General features: G+C 68.6%; 21 protein-coding genes. 11 read left to right on the top strand and 10 right to left on the bottom strand.

All coding sequences use genetic code 11. The annotated features are described in order from the left end of the window. Positions 1 to 28: 28 nt before the first annotated feature. On the top strand, positions 29 to 415 hold the full coding sequence (locus AC3DE2_RS10460; RefSeq protein ID WP_295379454.1) for a YkvA family protein: 387 nt from the start codon (positions 29 to 31) through the stop codon (positions 413 to 415). A 166-nt stretch (positions 416 to 581) separates the two neighbouring features. Here AC3DE2_RS10460 and AC3DE2_RS10455 read toward each other — a convergent pair whose 3' ends face one another. The 3 genes from AC3DE2_RS10455 to AC3DE2_RS10445 all read right to left on the bottom strand — a co-directional run bounded on the left by AC3DE2_RS10455 (position 582) and on the right by AC3DE2_RS10445 (position 3,986). Further along, on the bottom strand, positions 582 to 1,028 hold the full coding sequence (locus tag AC3DE2_RS10455; RefSeq protein ID WP_295375054.1) for a universal stress protein: 447 nt from the start codon (positions 1,026 to 1,028) through the stop codon (positions 582 to 584). 83 nt (positions 1,029 to 1,111) lie between these two features. Next, positions 1,112 to 3,289 (bottom strand): DNA helicase II, encoded by a 2,178-nt coding sequence (gene uvrD / locus AC3DE2_RS10450; RefSeq protein ID WP_488426106.1) that lies wholly within the window; start codon positions 3,287 to 3,289, stop codon positions 1,112 to 1,114. 49 nt (positions 3,290 to 3,338) lie between these two features. Next, positions 3,339 to 3,986, bottom strand: a complete 648-nt coding sequence (locus AC3DE2_RS10445) for a TIGR00645 family protein (RefSeq protein WP_488426105.1) — start codon at positions 3,984 to 3,986, stop codon at positions 3,339 to 3,341. A 109-nt stretch (positions 3,987 to 4,095) separates the two neighbouring features. Between AC3DE2_RS10445 and AC3DE2_RS10440 the strand changes: the two genes are divergently transcribed. The 3 genes from AC3DE2_RS10440 to AC3DE2_RS10430 all read left to right on the top strand — a co-directional run bounded on the left by AC3DE2_RS10440 (position 4,096) and on the right by AC3DE2_RS10430 (position 7,497). Continuing rightward, the gene (locus AC3DE2_RS10440; protein ID WP_488426153.1) at positions 4,096 to 4,797 is read left to right on the top strand and encodes a glutathione binding-like protein; all 702 of its coding nucleotides are present in this window, start codon (positions 4,096 to 4,098) and stop codon (positions 4,795 to 4,797) included. A 74-nt stretch (positions 4,798 to 4,871) separates the two neighbouring features. Continuing rightward, positions 4,872 to 7,049, top strand: a complete 2,178-nt coding sequence (locus tag AC3DE2_RS10435) for a S9 family peptidase (protein ID WP_488426152.1) — start codon at positions 4,872 to 4,874, stop codon at positions 7,047 to 7,049. A gap of 4 nt (positions 7,050 to 7,053) precedes the next feature. After that, positions 7,054 to 7,497, top strand: coding sequence for a cytochrome c oxidase assembly factor Coa1 family protein (locus tag AC3DE2_RS10430; RefSeq protein ID WP_488426104.1), 444 nt, complete (start codon positions 7,054 to 7,056; stop codon positions 7,495 to 7,497). 19 nt (positions 7,498 to 7,516) lie between these two features. On the opposite strand, the gene AC3DE2_RS10425 is transcribed toward AC3DE2_RS10430, so the two are convergent. From AC3DE2_RS10425 to AC3DE2_RS10410, 4 genes are read right to left on the bottom strand one after another with little or no spacing between them, the layout of a single operon-like run. After that, positions 7,517 to 9,217 carry a hypothetical protein gene (locus AC3DE2_RS10425; protein ID WP_488426102.1) on the bottom strand — a complete coding sequence of 567 codons (1,701 nt, stop codon included), beginning with the start codon at positions 9,215 to 9,217 and terminating at the stop codon, positions 7,517 to 7,519. Positions 9,218 to 9,270: 53 nt separating this feature from the next. Beyond that, positions 9,271 to 9,825: a hypothetical protein gene (locus tag AC3DE2_RS10420; RefSeq protein WP_488426101.1), complete on the bottom strand. Its 555-nt coding sequence runs from the start codon at positions 9,823 to 9,825 to the stop codon at positions 9,271 to 9,273. Positions 9,826 to 9,838: 13 nt separating this feature from the next. Next, positions 9,839 to 10,540, bottom strand: coding sequence for a penicillin-insensitive murein endopeptidase (locus AC3DE2_RS10415; protein ID WP_295375070.1), 702 nt, complete (start codon positions 10,538 to 10,540; stop codon positions 9,839 to 9,841). A 7-nt stretch (positions 10,541 to 10,547) separates the two neighbouring features. Further along, positions 10,548 to 11,006, bottom strand: a complete 459-nt coding sequence (locus AC3DE2_RS10410; RefSeq protein WP_295375073.1) for a hypothetical protein — start codon at positions 11,004 to 11,006, stop codon at positions 10,548 to 10,550. Positions 11,007 to 11,137: 131 nt separating this feature from the next. Between AC3DE2_RS10410 and AC3DE2_RS10405 the strand changes: the two genes are divergently transcribed. From AC3DE2_RS10405 to hemB, 5 genes are all read left to right on the top strand, one after another. After that, positions 11,138 to 12,160: a chorismate transformation FkbO/Hyg5 family protein gene (locus AC3DE2_RS10405; protein WP_488426100.1), complete on the top strand. Its 1,023-nt coding sequence runs from the start codon at positions 11,138 to 11,140 to the stop codon at positions 12,158 to 12,160. A 64-nt stretch (positions 12,161 to 12,224) separates the two neighbouring features. After that, positions 12,225 to 12,473 (top strand): hypothetical protein, encoded by a 249-nt coding sequence (locus AC3DE2_RS10400; protein ID WP_295375076.1) that lies wholly within the window; start codon positions 12,225 to 12,227, stop codon positions 12,471 to 12,473. 178 nt (positions 12,474 to 12,651) lie between these two features. Then, positions 12,652 to 13,110, top strand: coding sequence for a post-PEP-CTERM-1 domain-containing protein (locus tag AC3DE2_RS10395; protein WP_488426099.1), 459 nt, complete (start codon positions 12,652 to 12,654; stop codon positions 13,108 to 13,110). Next, positions 13,103 to 14,722, top strand: a complete 1,620-nt coding sequence (locus AC3DE2_RS10390; RefSeq protein ID WP_488426097.1) for a PA domain-containing protein — start codon at positions 13,103 to 13,105, stop codon at positions 14,720 to 14,722. Before AC3DE2_RS10395 ends, AC3DE2_RS10390 begins: the two co-directional genes overlap by 8 nt. A gap of 133 nt (positions 14,723 to 14,855) precedes the next feature. Then, positions 14,856 to 15,845, top strand: a complete 990-nt coding sequence (gene hemB / locus AC3DE2_RS10385; RefSeq protein ID WP_488426096.1) for a porphobilinogen synthase — start codon at positions 14,856 to 14,858, stop codon at positions 15,843 to 15,845. A 269-nt stretch (positions 15,846 to 16,114) separates the two neighbouring features. Here the strand turns inward: hemB and AC3DE2_RS10380 are convergent, their stop codons facing one another. Beyond that, the gene (locus AC3DE2_RS10380) at positions 16,115 to 17,011 is read right to left on the bottom strand and encodes a TolB family protein (RefSeq protein WP_488426095.1); all 897 of its coding nucleotides are present in this window, start codon (positions 17,009 to 17,011) and stop codon (positions 16,115 to 16,117) included. Between the two features lie 47 nt (positions 17,012 to 17,058). Between AC3DE2_RS10380 and aroE the strand changes: the two genes are divergently transcribed. Together aroE and AC3DE2_RS10370 are read left to right on the top strand one after the other, a co-directional pair. Continuing rightward, positions 17,059 to 17,907, top strand: a complete 849-nt coding sequence (gene aroE, locus AC3DE2_RS10375; RefSeq protein ID WP_295375089.1) for a shikimate dehydrogenase — start codon at positions 17,059 to 17,061, stop codon at positions 17,905 to 17,907. A 19-nt stretch (positions 17,908 to 17,926) separates the two neighbouring features. Next, positions 17,927 to 18,277 (top strand): hypothetical protein, encoded by a 351-nt coding sequence (locus tag AC3DE2_RS10370; protein ID WP_488426094.1) that lies wholly within the window; start codon positions 17,927 to 17,929, stop codon positions 18,275 to 18,277. Between the two features lie 30 nt (positions 18,278 to 18,307). Here the strand turns inward: AC3DE2_RS10370 and AC3DE2_RS10365 are convergent, their stop codons facing one another. Further along, complete coding sequence (locus AC3DE2_RS10365; protein ID WP_295375093.1) at positions 18,308 to 19,606, bottom strand: DUF58 domain-containing protein; 1,299 nt, start codon at positions 19,604 to 19,606, stop codon at positions 18,308 to 18,310. Then, positions 19,603 to 20,562, bottom strand: a complete 960-nt coding sequence (locus tag AC3DE2_RS10360) for an AAA family ATPase (protein ID WP_295375123.1) — start codon at positions 20,560 to 20,562, stop codon at positions 19,603 to 19,605. The genes AC3DE2_RS10365 and AC3DE2_RS10360 overlap by 4 nt, the downstream gene beginning before the upstream one ends. Between the last annotated feature and the right edge of the window lie 6 nt (positions 20,563 to 20,568).

Raw genomic sequence — 20,568 nt, 5'->3', positions numbered from 1 at the left:
ACGCGATATCCCACCCCGGATCTGCCGCATGGCCGTCATGTCGCGACTGAGGCAATGGGCGCGGGATCTCAAGCGGCAGACACGGGTCGTCTACTTCGCCGCCCGCGACGCGCGCACTCCCTGGTTCGTCCGCCTGCTGGCGCTCGGCATCGCCGCCTACGCGCTCAGTCCGATCGATCTGATCCCCGACTTCATCCCGGTGCTGGGCTATCTGGACGACCTGTTGATCGTTCCGCTGGGCGTGCTGTTGGTACTGCGGCTGACGCCCGGTGAAGTCCTGGCCGCAGCGCGGATCCGGGCCGACGAAGCCGCGGCGATGCCGACCAACCGCACGATGGCAACGGCCATCGTGATGCTGTGGGTCATCGCGCTGGCGCTGGCCGGCTGGCTCGCATGGCGGGCCTGGCGCGCCTGAAGCGTCCCGAATGCATGGTGCGTGGAACCCCGCGCGGCGCCGGACGGCCCTGCGCGATGCGCGCGGCCCGTGGCCGCGAGCCTTCCGCCTCGCCGGGACCGGGGAGAGAAGGCCCATCCCTGTGGCGAGGCATCGGAAAGCCCGCGGCCACGGGCCGCGCGCGGGTTCAGCGCACCACCAGCACCGGCACGCGGCTGTGGGTCAGCACCTCGTGGGTCTGGCTGCCGATCAGCAGGCGCCCGAGTCCACGCCGGCCATGCGAGGCCATCACGATCAAATCCGCCTTCTGCTCGGCGGCCGCTTCGATGACGCCTTCGGCCGCGTAGCGATCGCGGATATGCACCGGCGTGATCGCCAGGCCGTGCGCCTGCGCGCGCCGGGTGACCGCCTCGAAAATCTGCTGGGCCGCCTCGTCCTGGGCCTTCTGGTAGTCCGTGGAGAAGCGGTTGGCCGCGCCCCAGCCCAGGGCATCGTCGAAACCGGTGACGATGGGTTCGCTGACGGTCACCACCGCGACCTGCGCCTTGAGCTGGCTGGCCAGCACCAGTCCCTGTTCGACGCCCTTCATCGCCAGCTCCGACCCGTCGGTCGCAATCAGGATGCGCTGATACATGGGAATACCTCCGTCGTCATGGGGTGGAACCATTACGCGCCGGAATGCCGCGCCCCGCCTTGATCGGGATCAATCCGCAGGCATCAGACCGCCTGCAGGTTGGCGTAGGCCAGCACCAGCCACTTGCTGCCTTCCTCGTCGAAACTGACCTGCACGCGCGCATGCGCGCCACTGCCTTCGTAATCAGTTACCACACCGCGCCCGAATTTCGCGTGCACGACGTTCTGGCCCAGCTTCAGGGTGGGTGATTCCACCGCCGCGTGGCCCAGATCGCGGCGCGGACCGTAACTGGCGGCCGGGCGCGAGACCTGCACGCGCGGGCGCACTTCGCTCAGCAGCGGCGCCGGGATCTCGCGCAGGAAGCGCGAGGGGATCCCGTACATGTCCTGTCCATGCAGGCGGCGCGCCTCGGCGAAGCTGAGCACCAGCTTCTGCCGCGCGCGGGTGATGCCGACATAGGCCAGCCGGCGCTCTTCTTCCAGCCGGCCGCTCTCGTCCAGCGACTTGTTGCTGGGAAACAGGCCTTCTTCCAGCCCCGCCAGGAACACCAGCGGGAACTCCAGGCCCTTGGCCGAATGCAGGGTCATCAGCTGCACGCCGTCCTCGCCCGCCTGGGCCTGGCCTTCGCCGGCTTCCAGCGCCGCGTAGGCCAGGAAGGCGACCAGATCGCTCATGCCTTCGGTTTCCTCGTCTTCGACGCGGACGAAACGCGAGGCCACCGAGACCAGTTCGTCCAGGTTGTCGGTGCGCGAATCCAGCTGGCCGCGGCTTTCGTTGGCGTAGTGCTCGCGCAGGCCCGAACGCATCAACGCATGATCGATGCGGTCCTGCAGCGGCAGTTCGGCGGTTTCCGCGGCCAGCGCGTCGACCAGGCTCAGAAAGCCGGCCAGCGCATTGCGCGCGCGCGCCGCCAGCTCCGTTCCGCCGGACAGCCGGCGCGCGGCCTGCCACAGCGACAACGCATCGGTCCGCGCGAGCCGGCGCACCTCGTCCATGGTCCGGTCGCCGATACCGCGCGTGGGCGTGTTGACCGCGCGTTCGAAGGCCGCGTCGTCGTCGCGGTTGGCCATCAGCCGCAGGTAGGCCAGGGTGTCCTTGATTTCGGCACGTTCGAAGAAACGCATGCCGCCATAGACCCGGTACGGCACCTGTTCGGACAGCAGGGTTTCTTCGAATGCGCGCGACTGGGCGTTGCTGCGGTAGAGGATGGCCGCATCGTTGAGGCTGCCGCCGTCGCGCACCCACTGGCGGATGCGCTCGACCACGAAACGAGCCTCGTCGATCTCGTTGTAGGCCGCATACAGATCAATCGGTTCGCCATCACCGCTGTCGGTCCACAGCTGCTTGCCGATGCGCCCGGGGTTGTGGGCGATCACCGCGTTGGCGGCATTGAGGATGTTGGCGGTGGAGCGGTAGTTCTGCTCCAGCCGTATGGTGCGCGCCTGCGGGAAGTCCTTGAGGAAGCGCTGCACGTTCTCGACCTTGGCGCCGCGCCAGCCATAGATGGCCTGGTCGTCGTCGCCCACCACGAACACGTTGCCGGTGTCCCCGGCCAGCACCCGCACGAAGGCGTACTGGATGGCGTTGGTGTCCTGGAATTCGTCGATCAGCAGTTCGCGGAAGCGGTGGCGGTAATGCGCCAGCAACGCGGGGTTGTCGCGCAGCAGCTCGTGCGCGCGCAGCAGCAGTTCGGCGAAATCGACCAGGCCGGCGCGGTCGCAGCGCTCCTGGTACAGCACATACGCGCGGCGCAGGGTATCGGCCCAGACATCCTCGCCTGGCTGCAGGTGCTCGGCGCGCCGGCCCTCGTCCTTCTGGGCGTTGATCCACCAGGCGATCTGGCGTGGCGGGAAGCGCGCCTCGTCCAGTTCCAGTTGCTGCACCACCCGCTTGACCAGGCGGATCTGGTCGTCGCTGTCCAGCACCTGGAAGGTTTCCGGCAGCTTGGCTTCCTGCCAGTGCAGGCGCAGCAGGCGGTGGGCCAGGCCGTGGAAGGTGCCGATCCACATGCCGCGGCTGCCGTTGCGCAGCTGCAGGTCGGCGCGCGCGCGCATCTCGCCGGCGGCCTTGTTGGTGAAGGTCACCGCCAGGATGCCGTGGGTCGGCACGCCTTCGACTTCATTGAGCCAGGCGATGCGGTGGGTGAGCACGCGGGTCTTGCCGGAGCCGGCGCCGGCCAGGACCAGGTAATGGCCCGGCGGCGCGGAGACGGCCTCGCGCTGCGCCGGGTTCAGATCATCGAGTAGGTGAGAGACATCCACCGCGGCATTTTACAGGACGCCGCGGTGGAAGCCCGATCAGGCCGGCGCCTCAGTGGGCGGCGGCGTGTTCGCGCTTGGGGGCGATGCTGCTCATCACCTTGTCGGTGTAGGCGATGCCGATGGCCGAGAGGATGAACGCGCCGTGGATGATGGTCTGCCACATCACGCCGACGGAGGTGACGGTGGTGCATTTCATTGCCCCCAGGTCGTAACCCGCCTGCAGCGCGGTGGCGGCCGTGGAAAGGGCATTCAGGTGGTCCTGCGAGCCGCACATCGGCAGGCCCAGCTCGCCGGCGCCGATGAAGGTCTTGAGCAGGTGGATGGAGGAGATGCCGATGATCGCCATCGCCAGCTTCACCTTCAGCACGCTGGCGTTGACGTGACTCAGCCATTCCGGCTGGTCCGGATGGTTGTGCAGGCGCAGCCGCGAGACGAAGGTCTCGTAACCGCCGACGATGACCATCACCAGCAGGTTGGAGATCATCACCACGTCGATCAGGCCCAGCACCAGCAGCATGATGCCCTGCTCGGTCAGGGTGTTGGCGCCGTGGATCAGGTGCCACAGTTCCTTCAGGAACAGGAACACGTAGACCGCCTGGGCCACGATCAGGCCCAGGTACAGCGGCAGCTGGAGCCAGCGGGAGGCGAAAATCAGGTTCGGCAGGAAACCGAGGCGCGCGGGAGTCGGTTGCGACATGTGGGTCGGATGCAATGCTCGGGAAAGGGCGCAGGTTACCGGGCCGATCCCCTGCTGCCAACCCGCAGCCGGCGTTACACTCGGCGCTTTCATGTCCGGGGCCCCCGCGATGATCGACCTGTACTACTGGCCCACCCCCAACGGCCACAAAGTCACCCTGTTCCTCGAAGAAGCCGGGCTTGCCTACACAATCAAGCCGGTCGACATCGGCGCCGGGGATCAGTTCAAGCCGGACTTCCTGGCCATTTCCCCCAACAACAAGATGCCGGCGATCGTCGATCACGCGCCGGCCGATGGCGGCGCGCCGCAGAGCGTGTTCGAGTCCGGCGCGATCCTGCTGTACCTGGCCGAGAAGACCGGCCGCTTCCTGCCCGGCAATCCGCGCGGACGCATCGCCGCGCTGGAGTGGCTGTTCTGGCAGATGGGTGGACTGGGCCCGATGACCGGGCAGATGGGCCATTTCAATGTCTATGCGCCGGAGCCGATTGCGTACGCCATCGAACGCTATGGCCGCGAGGTTGCCCGACTGCACGGCGTGATGGACAAGCGGCTGGCGCAGAGCGCCTACCTTGCCGGCGACGACTATGGCATCGCCGACATGGCCAGCTATCCGTGGATCCGCGCCTACGACAAGCTGCCGCCGGATTTCGAGGCGTTCCCGAATCTGAGACGCTGGCATGAAAGTATCGCCTCCCGCCCCGCCACCCAGCGCGCGTATGCGCTGCGCCACCAAGTCAATCCCAACGCCGGCCAGCCATTGACCGACGAGGAACGCAAACACCTGTTCAACCAAGGACCCGTGAAGTCATGAAGAAAGCGCTTGCCCGCCCGTTGACCGGACTTTTCCTGGCCGCCTGCCTGGCGTCCACCTGCCAGATTGCCGCCATGCCCGTTGCCCACGCCGAAAAACTCACCCTGGAAGCCCTGGCCGGCGACGCCTCGCTGTCCGGTCCCTCGCTGATGAAGGCCAAGACCTCGCCGGATGGCAAGCGGGTGACCTTCCTGCGCGGCAAGCAGGACAACCGGTTCCAACTGGATCTGTGGGAGTACGACATCGCCAGCGGACAGACCCGGATGCTGGTGGACTCCAAGGTGGTGCTGCCGGGCACCGAGACCCTGAGCGACGAGGAAAAGGCGCGCCGCGAGCGCCAGCGCATCGCCGCGCTGTCGGGCATCGTCGATTACCAATTCTCGCCGGACGGCCAGCGCCTGCTGTTCCCGCTGGGCGGCGAGTTGTACCTGTACGACCTGGGCAAGAGCGGCGCCGACGCGGTGCGCAAGCTGACCCATGGCGGCGGTTTCGCCACCGACCCCAAGGTCTCGCCCAAGGGCGGCTTCGTCAGCTTCGTGCGCGAGCGCAACCTGTGGGTGATCGATCTGGCCAGCGGCAAGGAAGTCCAGCTGACCCGCGACGGTTCGGACACGATCGGCAACGGCGTGGCCGAGTTCGTCGCAGACGAGGAAATGGATCGCCACACCGGCTACTGGTGGGCGCCGGATGATTCGGCCATCGCCTTCGCCCGCATCGACGAGAGCCCGGTGCCGATCCAGAAACGCTTCGAGGTGTATCCGGATCGCGCCGACATCATCGAGCAGCGCTATCCGGCCGCCGGCGATCCGAACGTGCTGATCCAGCTGGGCGTGATCTCGCCGAAAGGCGGCGCGCCGAAATGGCTGGACTTGGACGCGGAGAAGGACATCTACCTGGCACGGGTGAACTGGCGCGATGCGCGCCATCCCACCTTCCAGCGGCAGTCGCGCGACCAGCGCACGCTGGAGCTGATCGAGGCGGATCTGGACAGCGGCAAGCAGCGCACCCTGATCACCGAAACCAGCAAGACCTGGATCCCGCTGCACAACAACCTGCGCTTCCTCAAGGACGGTCGCATCCTGTGGTCGTCGGAGAAGAGCGGCTTCGAGCACCTGTACCTGCACGACAAGGACGGCAAGCCGCTGGCGCAACTGACCTCCGGCGACTGGACGGTCGAGGACGTGGCGGCGCTGGACGAGGCCAAGGGGCTGGTCTACTTCACCGCCACCGAGGCTTCGCCGCTGGAACGGCACCTGTATTCGGTCAGCCTGGCCGGCGATGCCAAGCCCAGCCGCATCACCCGCGCCGAAGGCATGCATGGCGTGGCCTTCAGTGACAACGCCGAGATCTACATCGACAGCTGGTCCAACCCGGCCACGCCGCCGCAGGTGGAACTGCACCGCGCCGACGGCAGCCTGCTGACCGCGCTGGTGAAGAACGAGCTGGCCGATCCGCAGCATCCCTATGCGAAGTACAAGGATGCGCATCGCCCCATCGAATACGGCACCCTGTCGGCCGAGGACGGCCAGACCCTGCATTACAGCCTGATCAAGCCGACCGGCTTCGATCCGAAGAAGAAGTATCCGGTGGTGGTGTATGTCTATGGCGGCCCGGCCGGCCAGACCGTGAGCCGCACCTGGGCGCCGACCTTCGATCAGTACCTGGCGCAGCATGGCTACGTGGTGTTCTCGCTGGACAACCGCGGCACGCCGCGGCGCGGGGCGAAGTTCGGCAACGCGCTGTTCCGCAGGCAGGGCACCGTGGAAGTCGTCGACCAGCTCAAGGGCGTGGACTTCCTGAAGTCGCAGCCGTGGGTGGACGGTTCGCGCATCGGCGTGTACGGCTGGTCCAACGGCGGCTACATGACCCTGATGCTGCTGGCCAAGGCCTCGAACGCCTACACCTGCGGCGTGGCCGGCGCGCCGGTCACCGACTGGGGCCTGTACGACACCCACTACACCGAGCGCTACATGGATCTGCCGAAGTCGAACGTGGAGGGTTACCGCGAAGGTTCGGTGTTCACCCACGTCGATGGCCTGACCTCGCGGCTGCTGCTGATCCACGGCATGGCCGATGACAACGTGCTGTTCACCAACTCGACCAAGCTGATGAGCGCCCTGCAGCAGCGCGCGGTGCCGTTCGAACTGATGACCTATCCCGGTGCCAAGCATGGCCTGCGCGGCAAGGACAACCTGCACCGGCTGAAGGTCACCGAGGATTTCTTCCAGCGCTGCCTGAAGCCCACGGAGTGATGCCATGAGCCAGTCCCCCGTCCCGCCGCCGAACTGGTGGAACCGCAACTGGAAGTGGTTCGTGCCGGTCCTGGTGGTGACGGGGATCGCGCTGTTCGCCGCGTTCTTCGCGGCGATCTTCGCGCTCGTGTTCGGCGTGATGAAATCATCCGAGCCGTACCAGACCGGGCTTTCCCGCGCCCGCGCCGACGCCGCGGTGATCGCGGCGCTCGGCGAGCCGATCACCCCCGGCTATTTCGTCCAGGGCAGCATCGACGGTAGCGCCGCATCCGGCGAGGCGAGCCTGGCCATCCCGCTCAAGGGCAGCCGCGGCGCGGCCACGCTGTACGTGGAAGCCAGCAAGCAGGCCGGCGCATGGCAGTACGAGACGCTGGTGGTGGCCCTGGACGGTGGCCAGCGGATCGATTTGCGGGATGAAGACGACGACGCCGGGGAATTCGGGCGCTGAGTCCGCACCGGCGCGCACCTCAGAAGCGGTAGTCCGCGCTTTTCAGCACCAGGCCGTCGACGTCCTTGTGCCACCACAGGATGACGGCGGCCCGCGGCGTCGTTGCCAGCGGGATCACACCGCCCGGCTCGCCTCCAAACAGCGCATTCCCGGATATTCCGGCCTCGTCCAGAACCGTTGGCGCCAGCCAGCGCCCGGCCGCCGGGTCATAGCGATCCAGCACAATCTGGAAGCGCCCATCGTCGCGCACGCGCCGCTGCGCACGGGGCGGCGCCAACCGCCCGATCGACACCACCGCCCGGGTATCGTCGACCCGGAAGGTGCGCATCCGCTGGCGGTCGAGTTGGACGAATCCCTCCGGCAGCGTGAGCGGAGGCGTCGCGTCGGCACGCCATTCCCACGGCTCCGACGTATCGGCGTCCGCCGCGTAGTGCGCCAGCGCACCGACCGGATTCCATCCACCCGCCGCGTCGAATTCGGATCCGCCGATCACGAACAACCGCGCATCGTCCTCCAGCCAGCCGATGCGTACCGGCCACGGCGTGAGCGGCAGTGGATGCCACGTGCCTTCGGGTTCGGGCAGCAGCGCGCCCGCCGTGCGGTCGCCTCGCTCCCAGCGGAGCGCGACGACGCCCGACGGCGCGATTTCCAGATCGCTCGGTTCACCGCCGCAGCCGTCCTGCCGGCAGTTCGTCAGCCGCAGCGGTTGCGACCATCGCCGGTCCTGCGGAGCGCGATGGGCGACGAAGACATCCCGGCCGATCGGCGGTGCGGTGACTTCACTCCAGGCAGCCCAGATCGTGCCGTCAGCGCCGCTCCGCAACCACGGCGTGCAGGCGATCGCGTTGGCGCAGCGCGCGAGCACCCGCGGCGTCTCCCAGCGCCCGCTGCGCACATCGAACCGGCTCGTCTTCAGTTCGTTGCGGATCCGCGCGGCCAGCAGGAAAGGACGGTCGACCACTTGATCGTTCCAGGCCACGGTCACGTTGCCATCGCCGTCCATGGCCGCGGCGGGCGGCGTGCTGACGCCAAACCCGTATCCTCCGGTCCGGCGCGGGTCCACCGGGATCGCCTCGCTCCAGCGCTCGCGGGCGGCGTCGAAACGCGCGGCCAGGAGCGCATGCCGCCGCTGGGGCGCGACGCTGCTGGACAAGGCCCGCACCGCGCGCGCCTGCGTGTCCGCGATCTCCGACCAGATCGCCGTCGCATCCCCGTCCGGCGCGACCAGCAAAACCAGTTCGTGCACGTCCGCCTGCAACGCCTTGTCCGCAGGGGTCACGCGCTGGACCGCTTGCCATGCCGCCTGCCCCGCGAGATGCCGCGCGGCGAAGACGTGCCGTCCCGTCGAGGTGTCCTGCATCCAGGCCACGAACACCGTTCCCGCCGCACCCGTCGCCGCCTGCAGGTTGAAGGAACGCTGCCCGGGCGCAGTGGGTTCCGGACCGATGCGAACCGCAGCGCTCCACGCTCCACGCGCGGCATCGCGGCGAGCGGCGTACACGGTCGCACCCTCGATCCATGCCAGGGTGAGGCTGCCGTGCGCATCGGCCACCGCCTGCACGCCATCCAGGCGCTTCGCCCGCGCGATCTCCGCGACGGGACTCGCTCCGGATCCGCGATCAGGCGCCGGCGTCATGTCTGCGCCCTGCATGCCGTGCCCACCCGCCGAAGCAGCGAACACGCAAGCCATGAACACCCATCCCGGCATCGTGCGGACCATCGTCCGTGCCTTGCCATACTGGCCTTCCGTCCTCGTACGCATCCTCCACCACCTCACCATCGGCAACCGTCGTCTCCGGAAACCTCGATGCCGGGTACCCAGGAAAATTCCGTCCGCTTGCCGGTGCGTGCGTTCGTGTAGGCCATGGAGTGGATCTGCGCTCCCTGGCTGACCATCTCGTAGCGACCGTTGACCTTGCCCTCCAGCAGCTCCTGCCAGGTGGTGGTGAACTGATACGGGCGGCCAGGCACCATTTCCTCCACTTCCTCGCTTTCGCGCACCAGCGGCAGGCTGTCGCGCGAACCCGCGTAGCGCACCGCGCCGCCCGACCAGGCGATCGCGGCGTCGTGATAGAGACGGAGCTCGAAGCGGACGGGACGCGCGCCTTCGGAGGTGAAACAGCGGATGTCAGTGCTGACCGCGCCCTGGGCGCTGCCCGCCATGCACAACACGAGCGCTGGAAGAAGTTTTCTCATCGGAATCCTCGGGCCGGGGGCGATGCAGGATGCCAGCCCGGTCGACATGGCGGGACAGCGTGCGAAGAGGCGAGCGTAGCCTTCGGGCGACAGCACGGGAATCGGAACCGTCCGAGCGTCCACGTCGTCCATGCGGGGTGATGCGTCATTCGCGCAACGGGCGGCAGGGAATCCCGAAATCGATGTGGTAATGCTCGTCATGGCGGACCCAGGCCTGCCCCGGCATGAAACGCACCTGCCGGCGGATGAAGTCGCCGCGGCGGGTGCGGTACAGGGCCGGGATCAGCGCCGGATCGAAGATGACCCGCTCCATCGCGATGCCTTCGCGGCGGGCGGCGGCGTGCACCGCATGCAGGTGCTCGGCGATGGCTTCGTGGTCGATGCGTAGATTGCCATGACGTCCCTGGCGATCGAACTCGATGCCATAGCCGAACTTGTTGTCCACGCGGGAAGGCAGCGGCACCGAGCGGCCCGATTCGTCGAGCACCGGCACCATGAAATCGACCGCCAGTCCGTTCTGGTGGGTGCGATGCGGGCGAAAGGGTCCGCCCTGCGCCCAACCCGATTCGCCGTAGACGAACACGCGATCGGGCATCGATTTTTCCAGCGCGCCGTAGGCGTGGGTGATCACCCGGACCACGCGCGAATGCGCATGGGTCCGGCCGAGGCGGACGCCCAGTCCGCTGTAAGGCTGGAAGTTGGCGCCGGAAACGGGGATCCGTGCCGCCTTCTCCAGGCGGCCATGGCCGGGCGTGCCGAAACAGACGCTGTCGGCGGTGAAACCGGGGGATGCGATGACGAGCGTGGCCAGTCCGGCCAGCAACGCCAGCCTTCCTGGCAGGCGCATGCGGGATCTAGCGCGCGGGCGGACTGGTCGGCGGTACGGTCGGCGACGGCGCCGCGCCCGGCGGCACGTAGATCGCCACGCCGGCCGCGCGCTTCTGGGTGGTCGGGATGCCGATGCCGACGCCGCCGCCACTGTGGCGGCCGTAGCTGCCTGCGCCAACCGACATGCCCACCGGGGAACCGCTGGAGCCCACGCCCATCAGGACCACGCCGTTGGCGCCCAGCGCCGCGGCTTCGCGCTTGAGCCGCGCCACCGCGGCGTCGGTCTGGCCCTGGGTGCCGAAACCGACCGCGCTGGTCGATTCGAGCTGGGCGATTTCCACCGAGCCCGGCGGCGGCGTGCTGTAGACCTGCACCTGGGACGGGTCGATCGGCGCGCGCGCCGTTCCCAGCATCACCTTGGACGTTCCGGCGCACCCGGTCAGCAGGATGACCAATCCCAACATGGCGGCAAGACGGACGGACATGGCACGACTCCCGTGGTTTGCGCCGGATCATCCGCCGCAGGGACTGAATATGGCATATCCGCGCACGCATGCCGGGATCCCGGGGCCGCGCGGTATCATGACGGCCTGTTCATGCGTATCCGTACCGAAAGATGAGCGTCGTCCCCGACTTCCGGCCCAGCACCGCACGGCTGGCGGTCGACCATGTCCCCGTCGCCTCGCTGGCCCGCGAGCTGGACCGGCCGGACACTTTGGCGATCTTCGGTTTCGGCGATACCGCGCCCGGCCGCGACCAGGTTCCCGACCCGCGCTACCTGCACGTTCCACTGCAACCGCTCCATGGCACCGCTTGCCTGGAGGTCTGGCGCTCCCCGGCGCGGGTGTCCTCCGGCGTCACCGACGACGGCATCACCTGGGCCAGCGACGGCGAACTGCAGTTCGGCGTACTGGAAATGCAGGAACCCGAAGGCGGCATCCTGCTCGCCGGCGAACTCGTCTACCGTCGCCTGACCGGTTTCTGGCAGGCCAGCGGTTTTCCGCACCTGCTGCGCATCTGGAATTACCTGGACGCGATCATCCTGGGCGACGGCGATCACGAACGTTATCGGCAGTTCTGCGTGGGTCGGGTGCGCGGTCTGGGTCCGTTCGACACCGGCAGCCTTCCGGCCGCCACCGCCGTCGGCAGCCGCGACGGCCGCCGCGTGCTGCAGGTGTACTGGCTGAGCGCGCGCGTGGCCGGCACGCCTCTGGAGAATCCGCGCCAGGTCAGCGCCTACCGCTACCCGCGCGAATACGGCCCGCAATCGCCGAGTTTCGCCCGCGCGCTGCTGCCCACGACGGCGCCGGCGCTGCCGCTGTTCCTGTCCGGCACCGCCGCCATCGTCGGCCATGCCTCGCAGCACGCCGACTCGCTGAAAGCCCAGCTGGATGAAACCCTGACCAACCTGGACAGCCTGATCGGCGCGGCGCGCGCGCTGCGCCCGCAGTTGCCCGCCCACCTGGACGCCTCGGCGCGGTTGAAGGTCTACGTGCGAGACGCCGGCGACGCCGAAGAGGTGGCCGCGCAGCTGGCCGCCCGCCTGGGAGGGAATGTTCCCTACCTGATGCTGCTGGGCGACGTCTGCCGGCGCGAACTGCGGGTCGAGATCGAAGGCATGCACGGCCTGGAGGCTTGATCGCCACCGCGCCGCACCCATACTCGGGACATCGCCGGCCCTTTCCGGCGCGGAGACGACATCGATGGGTCTGATCAGTCTGTTGTGGGGCATCGTCGCGATGATCTGGATGGTGCTGGCCTTGATCCCGCTGCTGGGATGGGGCAACTGGTTCCTGATTCCGTTCGCCGCGGTGGGCGCGATCATCGCCGCCATCGGCGTCCTGTTCACCTCCGCCGGCAACCGCGGTCGCGCCAAGACCGGCCTGGTCCTCAACGGCATCGTCATCGTGGTCGCCATCGGCCGCCTGATGCTGGGCGGCGGCATCGTCTGATCCGCTCGTCCGGAACGTAATCGCGGTTGATTGAACCGTCCCGGCCGCGCGGCGCAGACTGCGCCGGCCGGGCTCCCCCGCTGCACATTGCCCGGCACCGTCCGCCCCTGCGTCCTGGACCCGGGCCGTCGCGATCCGGTGGGCGCAGGCGTCCCTGTGTCCTGCAATGGAGCGCCTCATGAAGCATTCGCATCCGTCCTGGTGGCTGCTGGCGGGTTTCGCCGCCTGCCTGACCGCCCAGGCCAGTTCCCCGTCGTCGCCCCCTGCCGCCACGCCGCAGCAGGCCGAAACCACCACCGCCGACAGCAAGGTCGCCATCGATCCGAAGACCGGCAAGCTGCGTCCCCTGACCCAGGAGGAGCGCCGCCAGCTCAGCGAACAATCGCGTGGCGCCGCCGCCAAGGCGCGGCGCGCCGAGCCGCTGGGCGCGGGCAAGAAGGGTTTCGTGGCCCCCGCCAGCGAGGCCGAGGCCCAGGCCGGCCAGCGCCGGCTGCCCGCCGGCGGCGTCGTCCAGGCGGTCCCGGAAAGCAGCATGACCGACCTGATGATCGTGCGGGGTGCGGACGGCCAGCTGCGCATGGGCCATGCCGACGACGCGTCGAAGCTGCAGCAGGCGAAGGAGGCCAGCGATGAATAGGATGATCCCGTTGCGCGCCGCCCTGCTGGCGGCCCTTGCCTGCGCATGGCCGGCCACCGCCGCCGATCTGGTGCTGGTCAGCGGCGATGCCGGCACTGGACTGGGCCTGGACGATCCCACGCCGAAGGCGCCGGAAGGACTCAATCCCGGTACCACCCTTGGCGCCCAGCGCACCCTCGCCTACCAGTTCGCGATGGATCTCTGGGGCTCGGTGCTGCAGAGCGACGTCACCATCTATGTCGGCGCCAGCTTCCAGCCGCTGGCCTGCACGCCGACCAGCGCGACGCTGGGTTCGGCCGGCACCACCTTCGTGTTCTCCGACTTCGCGCCCGGCCTTGTGCCCAATACCTGGTATTCCTCGGCGCTGGCCGATTCGCTGGCCGGCAGCGATCTCAATCCCGGCTTCATCGACATCAACTCGCGCTTCAACGGCGACATCGGCGTCAATCCCAACTGCCTGACCGGCCAGGACTGGTACTACGGGCTGGACGGCAACACGCCGGCCGGCAAGATCAACTTCCTCAACGTGGTGATGCACGAGATCGGCCATGGCCTGGGTTTCCAGGGCTTCACCAATTCGGCCGGCGGTTTCCTCAGCGGACGGCAGGACATCTACTCGACCTTCGCCTACGACAACACCCTGGCGGCCACCTTCCCGCAGCTGACCGCCGCGCAGCGCGCCACCGCGCTGCGCAATACCGGGCATCTGGTCTGGACCGGCGGCAATGTCAACGGCCAGGCCGCGCTGGTGCTCGACAACCGCAGCGTGCTGAAGGTCACCGCGCCGGCAGTGATCGCCGGCAGCTATGACGTCGGCTTCGCCAACTTCGGACCGGTGCCGACCACCGCCAACTTCGCCGGCACCGTGGTCGCGGCGCTGGACGGCGGCGGCGTCAGCACCACCGATGGCTGCGAACCGATCAGCAACGCCGCCGCGGTCGCCGGCAACATCGCCCTGGTGGATCGCGGCAACTGCAATTTCGTGGTCAAGGCCGCGAACGTGCAGGCGGCCGGCGCCACCGGCATGCTGGTCGCCAACAACGCCGCCGGGCAGCCGGCGATGGGTGGCAGCGATCCGGCCATCACCATCCCCAGCCTGGGCGTCTCGCAGGCCGATGGTGCGCTGATCCGGGCCAACCTGCCGGCGAGCGTCGGTTACGGCGTGGATGCGGCGCTGCTGCAGGGCGCCGACAACAGCGGCCGGGTGCGGCTGTATGCCCCGAACCCGTATGAAAGCGGTTCGTCGTTCTCGCACTACGACACCGCACTGGTCCCGAACGCGCTGATGGAACCGGCGATCACCTCCACCCTGCGCGGCGAGGTGAACCTGGACCTGACCCCGGCGCTGTTCCAGGACATCGGCTGGCAGCTCAATCCCGGCAATGCGCGCATCGGCAACTGCACCACCAATGTCGACGTGGTCGGCAGCGGGGGGCTGATCCCGGGCGCCAACGTGCAGGCCTGGAGCAACCTGTGCCTGCGCACCAACAGCAGCAAGGGCGCATACCAGGGCTGCATGGATGCCTACAAGGAGCGGTCGCTGGCGGCCGGCGTGCTGGTCGGCAACCAGGGCGGCAAGGTGATGTCCTGCGCGGCCAAAATCACCAAGTAGAAACAAGCGGATAGGCGGGTCCGGAACGGCGTCGCGAGGCGCCGTTCCGTTGTCCGCCCCGGCCTGCGCGCATCGGTCGCAGGCCGCTCCGGATCGGGGGGCGTATGATCGCGGCACCCCCAAGGAGCGAGCGATGGCTTATCCCTATACGCGTCCGCGCCGCATGCGCCGCGACGACTTCTCCCGCCGGTTGATGCGCGAGCACGTGCTCACCGCCAATGATCTGATCTACCCGGTCTTCGTCCATGAGCTGAAGGGCCGCGAAGCCGTGCCGTCGATGCCGGGCGTGGACCGCCTGTCGATCGACGAGCTGCTGAAGGTCGCCGAACAGGCCATGGAGCTGCGGGTGCCGGTATTGGCGCTGTTCCCGGTCACCGCGCCGGAAGCCAAGTCGCTGGACGCCGAGGCGGCCTGGGACGACGAGGGCCTGGCCCAGCGCGCGGTGCGCGCGATCAAGCAGCGCTTTCCGGAACTGGGCGTGATGACCGACGTGGCGCTGGATCCGTTCACCACCCATGGCCAGGACGGCATCATCGATGACCATGGCTACGTGATGAACGACATCACCGTCGAGGCGCTGGTCAAGCAGGCGCTGTCGCATGCGCGCGCCGGCGTGGACATCGTCGCGCCCAGCGACATGATGGACGGCCGCATCGGTGCGATCCGCGGCGCGCTGGAAGAGGAAGGCCACATCCACACCCGCATCATGTCCTACTCGGCCAAGTACGCCTCCGCCTTCTATGGTCCGTTCCGCGATGCGGTGGGCAGCGCCGGCAACCTGGGCAAGGGCAACAAGTCCACCTACCAGATGGATCCGGCCAACACCAACGAGGCGCTGCACGAAGTGGCGCTGGATCTGGAGGAAGGCGCGGACATGGTGATGGTCAAGCCGGGCATGCCCTACCTGGACGTGGTGCGGCGGGTGAAGGACGAGTTCGGCGTGCCGACCTTCGCCTACCAGGTGAGCGGCGAGTACGCGATGCTCAAGGCCGCCTACGCCAATGGCTGGCTGGACGAGCGCGCCTGCACCCTGGAAGCGCTGACCGCGTTCAAGCGCGCCGGCGCCGACGGCATCCTGACCTACTTCGCGCTCGATGCGGCGAGGTGGTTGCGCGAGGGGTGAGCGGATTCGGGATTCGGGAAAGTCTGCTTTTGCCTCCCCCTTTGAAAAAGGGGGATTGAGGGGGATTTGCTCTAGGCGCAAAGAGCAGGCGTCTTTGCAACAGCCGCATGGCTGGTCAATCCCCCGTCATCTGCTTCGCAGATGCCCGCCCCCTTTTGCAAAGGGGGCTGAGTGGAGAAAGATTTTCTGCCCAAAACCCGTCTGCAGCATCTTCCTTGCTCCGTCGCCCAGCGGTTGGGCGGCCTGCCGAATGGAGGCTGCCATCCCGCTCAGCCAGGCAAACACCCCGCCTTGCCGCGGCGCGTTGGCGCCAGCGTCCGATAGATGTCCAGCTTGCCCGCCGTCGGCGCGCGCGCCGCGCCGCTGACCAGCATCTCGTTGGGACGCGACGGATCCACGACCGGGCCCAGGGTGGTGCCCTCGGCCGAATTGAACGACAGCGACCACGGCGCGATGCCGGCATACGCCTTGCCATCGCATTCGGCCACCAGCAACTGGATCGGCTGTTGGCCGGCCTGGTCCGAACGCGCGAACACCAACGCCTTGCCGCCATCGAGCCAGGCCGCATCGAACTCGTCCACCGCGGTGTTGACGCCGGGCACCGGCTTCGGTTCCACGAAGGCCTTGCCATTCCATCGCGCGACGAACAGATCATGGCGACCGGCGCCGCCGAAACCGTTGCTGGCGAACAGCAACCAGCGGCCATCGGCGCTGGGCGTGGGCGCCCATTCGTTGCCCGCGCTGTTCACGCCCGGCCCCAGGTTTTCCGGTTCCCCGAACCCGCCGTCCGCGCGCACCGAGGCGCGATAGAGATCATCGCCGCCATGCCCGCCGGGACGGTTGGAGAAGAAGTACAGCCAGCGGCCATCCGCGCTCAGCAACGGATCAAAATCGTTGGCGTCCGAGTTGATCGGCAGCGGCTCCGGATCCATCCAGCGCTTGTCCCGCAGGCGCGCTTGCCACAGATCCCAGCCACCGGCGCCCCCGGCGCGGTCGGTGCTGCCCCAGACGATCCGTTGCCCGTCGGGGCTGACGCTGCCGCGCACCTCGGTGGCCGGCGTCGACACCACGCCCATGCCTTCGATGCCGAATTCGGCCAGCTGCGCCGCCACGGCGGCTGAGAGTAGACTGCCGATCAGGACGGCAGCCGCGCGTGTTGGTTTCATGGTGTCGCTCCGTGCCGTTCCCTCACCCACGGGATATATACCAAGCCATGTCCACCGTTCGTTATGCCGTCTTCGGCCATCCGGTCTCCCACTCGCTTTCGCCCCGCATCCATGCCGCGTTCGCGCGCCAGACCGGGGTCTCGCTCGCCTATACCGCCATCGACGCGGCGCCGCACGAATTCGTCGCCGCGCTGGACCGGTTCGTCGGCGAGGGCGGCAAGGGCGCCAACGTGACCCTGCCGCTGAAGGAAGCCGCTTTCGCGATCTGCACGCGCACCAGCGAGCGCGCGCGGCGGGCGGGCGCGGTCAACAGCCTGACCTGGAACGACGGCCAGTGGCATGGCGACAATACCGACGGGATTGGCCTGGTGCGCGATCTGACCGGCCGCAACGGCCTGGATCTGCGTGGCCGGCGCGCGCTGATGCTGGGTGCCGGCGGCGCCGCGCGCGGCGTCGCTCCGGCATTGCTGGACGCGGGCGTGTCGGAGCTGATCGTGGTCAATCGCACGCCCGAACGCGCCGACGCGCTGATCGACGCGATGGGCGAACCGGATCGCGCGTTGTCGCGCTACTGGCAGGATCTCGGCGATATCGGCGACTTCGGCCTGATCGTCAACGCCACCTCGGCGGCGCGCGGCGGCGGCGAGGATTTCGATCTGCCGTTCACCCTGACCACGCCCCGCACCCTGGCCGTGGATCTGAACTACGGCGAAGCCGCCATCCCGTTCCTGGCCTGGGCCAAGGCCGCCGGTTGCCGCGATGCGGTCGACGGCCTCGGCATGCTGGTGGAACAGGCCGCGGAAGCCTTCGAAGCCTGGCATGGCACCCGCCCGGACAGCGACGCGGTGTACGCCGCGCTGCGCGGCAAGGATGCGCTGCTGGTCACCGCCGACTGAATCCGACCGGAGACAACGCATGGATGCCCTGGCCATTCAGCTGCTGACCATCGCGGCCTATCACCTGCCCCATCTGCTGGCCTGTGCCGCCGCGGTCGCGCTGCTGTGGGCATGGGCACAGCCTTTGCCCGGACGGGCGCTGGCGCTCTGGGGCGCCGGCCTATTGTTCGGTTCAGCCCTGCTGCAGCTGGCACTGAGCCTGTTCCAGGCAAACCACATCCACCGGATGACAGAAAGCGGCGCCAGCCCCGGCAGCCTGTTCGCGATCATTTCGGCGGCAAACCTGCTCGCCAGCGTGATCGGCTCGGTCGGGCTGGTGCTGCTGGCCTGGGGCGCCAGCAAGGCGATGCGCACGCGCGCCCTGCGCTGACGTCGGCGCGCGTCGCGATGGGCGAGAGGGCTACAGCAGTCCGTCGCGCTTGACCGCCAGGTAGCGCTCCACCAGCGCCGCCGGCAGATCCGCGCAGGTCACGTCCAGCACCATGACGTGATGGCGACGCAGGGCGTCGTGGGCAATCGCGCGCTGCTCCAGGTAACGGGCGATCGCGCCGGCATGGACCGCGCCGGATAGATCCTTCACCGGCGCGGACAGCGCTTCGTCCAGTTCGCGCTCGCGCAGGCTGGCCACGCAGACCAGGTGGCGCTTCTGCAACAGGCGCACCGCCGCCAGCAGTTCCTCGATGTCCTCGTCGCGCACGTTGGTCACCAGCATCACCAGCGAACGCCGCCGCTGGCGCAGCGACAGTTCGGTCGCCGCGGCCAGGTAATCGGTGGCGACCGGCCGCGGCTGCAGGTCGTAGCTGGCCCGCAGCAGGGTGTCGATCGCGCCCATGCCGCGTTGCGGCGCGACCCAGCGGCGCTCGCCGCCGCTGGCGCCCAGGCCGACCGCGTCGCCCTGGCGCAGCGCCAGGTAGGACACCACCAAGCTGGCGTTGAGCGCGTGGTCGAAATGGGACAGGCCGCCCTCGCGCGCCATCATCCGGCGACCGGTGTCCATCAGCATCACCAGTTGCTGGTTCTTCTCGTCCTGGTACTCGCGCGAGATCAACTTGCGCGCGCGAGCGGTCGCCTTCCAGTCGATCTGGCGCAGGCTGTCGCCCACCCGGTACTCGCGCATCTGGTTGAAGTCGGTGCCCTCGCCGCGCCGGCGCTTGAGGTGCGCGCCGACCAGGCGCGAGGCCTGTTCGGCGCTGAACAGCGCGAACCGGGTCAGCGGCGCGAAGTCCGGATAGACCCGCACGGTGCGCGGCTCATCGAGCCGCCGCGACTGCCACCACAGGCGCAGTGGCGAATGCAGGCGGACCTGTACGCCCGCGAACACGGCGTCGCCGCGCTCGGTCGGGCACAGGCGATAGCGGAACGAGGTGGTTTCGCCGCGCCGCAGGCGCAACCGCTGCGGCAGGCCCTGCATGGTCCAGTGGCCAGGGTGGAGATCGAACACGTCCACGCGCTGCCGCGCGCCGCTCTCCAGCCGCACCGCCACCTCGCGCGCGATGCCCAGTGGCCAGGCCTCCGGCATGTCACGCGCCACCGCCGGGGAAGGTTGCCGCCGCAGCCACAACGCGTCCAGCAGGGCCAGCACGATCACCGCCACGCCCACGCCCGGCCAGACCGGCCGGGGCACGTCGGCGAACAGCACCGCCAGGCCGGACAGGCCCCACAGCGCCAGGCAGGCGATCAGTGGCCAGGCGGGCCTCATTTGCGCGGCGCTTCCACCTTGGCCAGCAGCGCGCGCAACACATCGTCGGCCGACTGGCCTTCGATCTGCAGTTCCGGCGCCAGCGCGATGCGATGCCGCAGCGCCGGGGTGGCGATGTCGCGCACGTCGTCCGGCGTGACGAAATCGCGGCCCTGCAACACCGCCTGCGCGCGCGCCGCGCGCACCAGCGCGATGCTGCCGCGCGGACCGGCGCCCAGCGCGATGCCCGGCCACTTGCGGGTGGCGGCGACGATGCGCACCGCGTAGTCGACGACCTGTTCGTCCACCGTCACCGCGGCGGTACCGCGCTGCATGGCGATGATGTCGGCCGCGCCCAGCACGCGCCGCACCTGCGACAGATCGAAATCGCCGGCGGTGCGTCCGGTGGTGATCGCGTCGACCATGCGCTTCTCGTCATCCAGCGCCGGATAGTCGATCAGGATTTTCAGCAGGAAACGATCCAGCTGCGCTTCCGGCAGCGGATAGGTGCCTTCCTGTTCGATCGGGTTCTGGGTGGCCAGGGTCATGAACGGCGGCGCCAGCTCGAAGGACTTGCCTTCGATGGTGACCTGCCCCTCCTGCATGACCTCCAGCAGCGCGGACTGGGTCTTGGCCGGCGCGCGATTGATTTCATCGGCCAGGAGCAGGTGGGTGAAGACCGGGCCGCGCCGGATCTTGAAGCTCTCGGTCTTGGGATCGTAGACCGCGTGGCCGCTGACGTCGCTGGGCATCAGGTCGGGTGTGAACTGGACGCGCGCGTAGGTCAGTTCCAGCGCCTGCGCCAGCGCGCGCACCAGCAGGGTCTTGCCCAGCCCGGGGACGCCCTCGATCAGCACGTGGCCGCCGGCCAGCAAGGCGATCAGGATCTGGTCCAGCACGTCGGCCTGGCCGATGAACGCCTTGGACACTTCCTCGCGTACCTGCGCGGCGCGCCCGGCCAGGGTTTCGCCCGTCATTGCGCC

The sequence above is a fragment of the Pseudoxanthomonas sp. 68-E7 genome (assembly GCF_057773145.1).
Note: the sequence above shows the minus strand (reverse complement) of the source record. Positions and strands in the feature narration are given on the sequence as shown.